Source organism: Campylobacter sp. W0014, assembly GCF_020135975.1.
Classification (GTDB): Bacteria; Campylobacterota; Campylobacteria; order Campylobacterales; family Campylobacteraceae; genus Campylobacter_D.
This window is the reverse complement of the sequence record NZ_JACHTR010000045.1, coordinates 1-4,183: the sequence shown is the minus strand read 5'-3', so window position 1 is coordinate 4,183 and position 4,183 is coordinate 1. Positions and strand designations below refer to the sequence as shown.

The 4,183-nt window shown below is 25.1% G+C and carries 7 protein-coding genes; all 7 read right to left on the bottom strand.

The window, feature by feature from the left end; genetic code table 11:
* Positions 1 to 670, bottom strand: a 670-nt coding sequence (locus H2277_RS08670; protein WP_337201919.1) for a hypothetical protein, incomplete at its 3' end; no start/stop codon positions are given.
* 134 nt (positions 671 to 804) lie between these two features.
* Positions 805 to 1,239 (bottom strand): hypothetical protein, encoded by a 435-nt coding sequence (locus H2277_RS08665; protein WP_337201918.1) that lies wholly within the window; start codon positions 1,237 to 1,239, stop codon positions 805 to 807.
* Complete coding sequence (locus tag H2277_RS08660; protein ID WP_265179185.1) at positions 1,240 to 1,371, bottom strand: hypothetical protein; 132 nt, start codon at positions 1,369 to 1,371, stop codon at positions 1,240 to 1,242.
* Entirely contained in the window at positions 1,358 to 1,861 is a 504-nt protein-coding gene (locus H2277_RS08655) for a hypothetical protein (RefSeq protein ID WP_337201917.1), read from the bottom strand. The genes H2277_RS08660 and H2277_RS08655 overlap by 14 nt, the downstream gene beginning before the upstream one ends.
* Positions 1,862 to 1,993, bottom strand: coding sequence for a hypothetical protein (locus H2277_RS08650; RefSeq protein WP_265179185.1), 132 nt, complete (start codon positions 1,991 to 1,993; stop codon positions 1,862 to 1,864). It lies immediately after the preceding gene.
* Entirely contained in the window at positions 1,980 to 2,483 is a 504-nt protein-coding gene (locus tag H2277_RS08645; protein WP_337201916.1) for a hypothetical protein, read from the bottom strand. Before H2277_RS08645 ends, H2277_RS08650 begins: the two co-directional genes overlap by 14 nt.
* Positions 2,484 to 4,016 (bottom strand): DUF6402 family protein, encoded by a 1,533-nt coding sequence (locus tag H2277_RS08640; protein ID WP_337201915.1) that lies wholly within the window; start codon positions 4,014 to 4,016, stop codon positions 2,484 to 2,486. It lies immediately after the preceding gene.
* Positions 4,017 to 4,183: the final 167 nt, after the last annotated feature.

Below are 4,183 nucleotides of genomic sequence, written 5' to 3'. Positions count from 1 at the left end.
TTATATCTAAACTTTTAAAATCTATTTGATATTTTTCTTCTATGTCCTTTATATCCAAAACACTTCTATCTTTTGCAAAAATATCACAATGATTATCATAAATATGGATTAAATTTGACATAGAGATGAAAGAAGTATTGTTAGAATTATCTTGCAAATCTTGTAAATTTACTTTATCTAAGAATACGATTTTTATATTATTTGTCTTTAATACTATGGTATTGGTATTTTTATCATAAAATTGCTCTATGTTAAATACTTCGTTTAAAATTAAATTAACATCATTTTCCTTAGTATTAAAGCTTTGATTATTTAGATTATCTTGTAAGGAAATTTCTTTATCTAAATAGGCTTGGATATCTTTTATTTTTTCATTTCTTTTTTCTTTTAAAGTATTGATAGATTTATAAAGCCTTTTTCTAGCATCAAGATAGGCATCATTTAGATTTTCTTTATCTAGGATGAAGATTTTTGTGAAAGTAGAATTATAGCCTAGATTGTTTATAGCAGTAGCTTGGGTGAAAAGCTCTTCTTGATTATAATTTATAGCTATGGAATTTTCACATTGATATAAGGCTTTTAAATATGCTATGGATGAATTTTTATCTATTGTGTCTATTTCGTCATTGTTTATAAAAGCAAGCCTTGTTATAAATAATTCTCTATCCATTTTTTTTCTAAATATTTAAGATAAATGAATATTATATCAAATATATTAAATTTTTAATAGTCTTTAAAATATATACATCAAATATGCACTTGCAATTAATATAATAATATTGCATAAAAACCCTATAAACCAACTTAATTTTTTGCGTTTTTCTTCTGTGCTATAACATTTAAAAAAATAAGCTTGTAATAAACAAGAAAATATAATAAATGTGATTGTAAAAAAATAAAATTTATAAAGATTAAAAATTTAAAACACTTATATACTATATATTCTTGTGGTGATAATTCTTCAGCTTCTGGAGGACCGAGCATTACATATCCTCTATAAGTTTCAAGATCATAGCTAAGATAAAATATGATAATAATAGCTGTAAAAAAGATAATAAAAGATATTGAAAAATAAGATTTTAAAAATTCTTTTATGTTAATTCTCATCCAATAATTTATAATAGAAAAGGCAATAAGAACGCTTAAGGCTGTAATATAAAGTATTGTATCAATAGTAACAAGCCTAAAAATAAATCCTACCAAACCCCAAAAAATAGAAAGTGTAATATCTTCTCCCATTTAAACTCCTGTATCATAAAGCACATTATAAGCTTTATCTTTAAAATCAAGCTTAGTGATAAAATCCTTACTATAAAGTCTAAAATCCAAACCATAAGGAGTGAATTTTTGATAGTCTTTAAAGATTTTCATATAACTTATAAAAACTCACAATTAATAAAAAGATATTACACACAAACCCTATAAACCAACTTAATTTTTTGTGTTTTTCTCCTGTGCTATAACATTTAAATAAATAAGCTTGTAATAAACAAGGAAGTATAAAAAATGTGATTACTAAAAAAATAAAAGTTATACCACCTAAAAAATCAAAATAATTATGTGCTTTATATTCTTGTGGTGATAATTTTTCAACTTCTGGAGGACCAAGCAATACAAGCCCTCTAGAAGTTTCAAGATCATAAGTAAGATAAAATACAATAACAATAGCCATAAAAAAGATAATAAAAGATATTAAAAAATAAGATTTTACAAATTCTTTTATGTTAATCTTAATCCAATAATTTAAAATAGAAAAGACAACAAGAACACTTAAAGTTGTAAGATAAAATTTTATATCAATAAAAGCAAAAATAAATCCTACCAAACCTAAAAAAATAGAAAATGTAATATCTTCTCCCATTTAAACTCCTGTATCATAAAGCACATTATAAGCTTTATCTTTAAAATCAAGCTTAGTGATAAAATCCTTACTATAAAGTCTAAAATCCAAACCATAAGGAGTGAATTTTTGATAGTCTTTAAAGATTTTCATATATCACATATACACTCGCAATTAATATAGGAACATTACACACAAACCCTATAAACCAACTTAATTTTTTGTGTTTTTCTCCTGTGCTATAACATTTAAATAAATAAGCTTGTAATAAACAAGGAAATATGATAAATGTGATTACTAAAAAAAACATAGTTGCAAAGGTTAAAAATTTAAAATAATTACGCACTCTATATTCTTGCGGTGATAATTTTTCAATTTCTGGAGGATCAAGTAATACAAGCGATTTATAAAATTCAAGATCATAGCTAAGATAAAATATGATAACAATAGCCATAAAAAAGATAATAAAAGATATTAAAAAATAAGATTTTACAAATTCTTTTATGTTAATCTTAATCCAATAATTTAAAATAGAAAAGACAACAAGAACACTTAAAGTTGTAAGATAAAATTTTATATTAGTAAAAGCAAGAATAAATCCAAATAAACCCCAAAAAATAGAAAGTATAATATCTTCTCCCATTTAAACTCCTGTATTATAAAGCACATTATAAGCTTCATCTTTAAAATCAAGTTTAGTGATAAAATCTTTACTATAAAGTTTAAAGTCCAAACCATAAGGAGTGAATTTTTGATAGTCTTGATAATCTTGATTGTAAAGATAGTATTGTTTGGTTTTTGGAGATTGCAGAATTCTTTGAGGGCTTATTGAACAATCAATTTTATATCCATCTATTTTCCATTCAAGCCATTCTCTATAAGTTGCCATTTGATATAAAGAACCTTCTATGCTAAAAGTTTTCGTATTAAAATCCCAAGCTCCAACAGGTTGTCCTAGCTTGATAAAATTTCCCTTATCATCAAATTCATGTCCTTGATCTAAAAAATCAAAGCTATCATAAACATAAACAAGCATTTCATCAACGCGGTATAGCACTTTTTCTCTATCTCCTTGAATTTCTTTTTTAATGCTTAATTTTGAAGGAACAAAATTAAAAGAAAATTTACCACTACAAGCATAAAGAGATAGATCTTGCATGAGTTCATCATAAGTTTGCTCTAAAGTCTCATATGTATTATAAGTAAGTCCAAATGGCGATGTCGCAAAAATAAATTTATCAAGTCTAGCATAAGAAAAATCTACCTTAAATTTCTCTGCAATATTTATACCTAAATTTTGCCAAATTTGTCTGAAAAACTCATCATCACCCACACCTATATATTGACAATTTAAAGTATCAAGCTCATAGGGCTTACAGTCTAAAATGCGTTTATAATCTTTTGAAATTTCATCATTTTCTTTAATGATGATATAAGATTCTTCATTTTTATCGCTTCGATTTTCTTTTATATCGATCGCAAAATCAAATTTATATTCTCCTCGAGGCAAATTTTTTAATATCAAAATATTATGAGTTTTTTGTAAGATTATTTCTATTTGCTTTGTAAAATTTTGAGTGTATATGTCTTCTTTTGTATGAAATTTTTTACTTAGTCTTTTTATTATAGGAAAATGAGAATAAAACTTATCCCAATCTAGCATAGTGTAAAATTTAATAGAACGCCTTTTTTCTCTTACTTCATTTGTTTTATTATCTACATGGCGCGAAAAACGCTCTGAATTTTGCCTTAGTCTTTTCATCTCTTGGGTTTGTGTGTTGTTTGGATAAGGGGTATAATGTAAAATAAGAGGTTCTATACCTTTACTTTGTAAGAAATTTTGTATTTCTTTTAGTCTTTGTTCTGCTTGGGGATTATTAGGCTTATTTTGTTTTACGAGGAGATGATAATTTTGTATTGTATCTATCTTAGGGCTATTTTGCCACAATACTTGAAGTTGATAGCTAATAGCCCAACCTAGTGTTGCTATTTCATTATTGCTTTTTTGATAGTATTTAAATTCATTATAACAACACTCTAATTCTGTAGGTAACACTGTTTCATCATATTGTAAAGTGCTAAAATTTATATTATTAATATAAATTTGGCTCTTTAAAGTTTCTTCATTAATATGTCCTACTGGAACAATGTTTTCCCAAAAAAGTTCTTCATCCATTATTTCATCCTATTGTTTTTATATTTTAGAAATTCCTTAAGCATGTTCTCATTTAAATTTATAGAATACCTAGTCCAGCACATTCTAGCATATTTATAAAGTTTCATATATTTGGCTTGTTTTCATATATTATTTTATCCTTTATGATTTGCATTTGAATTCATTAC

Excerpts from the sequence above, each read along its gene's own strand:
- H2277_RS08655 (WP_337201917.1), bottom strand. The coding sequence starts at position 1,861 with ATGGGAGAAGATATTACATTTTCTATTTTTTTAGGTTTGGTAGGATTT.
- H2277_RS08665 (WP_337201918.1), bottom strand. The coding sequence starts at position 1,239 with ATGGGAGAAGATATTACACTTTCTATTTTTTGGGGTTTGGTAGGATTT.
- H2277_RS08660 (WP_265179185.1), bottom strand. The coding sequence starts at position 1,371 with ATGAAAATCTTTAAAGACTATCAAAAATTCACTCCTTATGGTTTGGAT.
- H2277_RS08645 (WP_337201916.1), bottom strand. The coding sequence starts at position 2,483 with ATGGGAGAAGATATTATACTTTCTATTTTTTGGGGTTTATTTGGATTT.
- H2277_RS08640 (WP_337201915.1), bottom strand. The coding sequence starts at position 4,016 with ATGGATGAAGAACTTTTTTGGGAAAACATTGTTCCAGTAGGACATATT.
- H2277_RS08650 (WP_265179185.1), bottom strand. The coding sequence starts at position 1,993 with ATGAAAATCTTTAAAGACTATCAAAAATTCACTCCTTATGGTTTGGAT.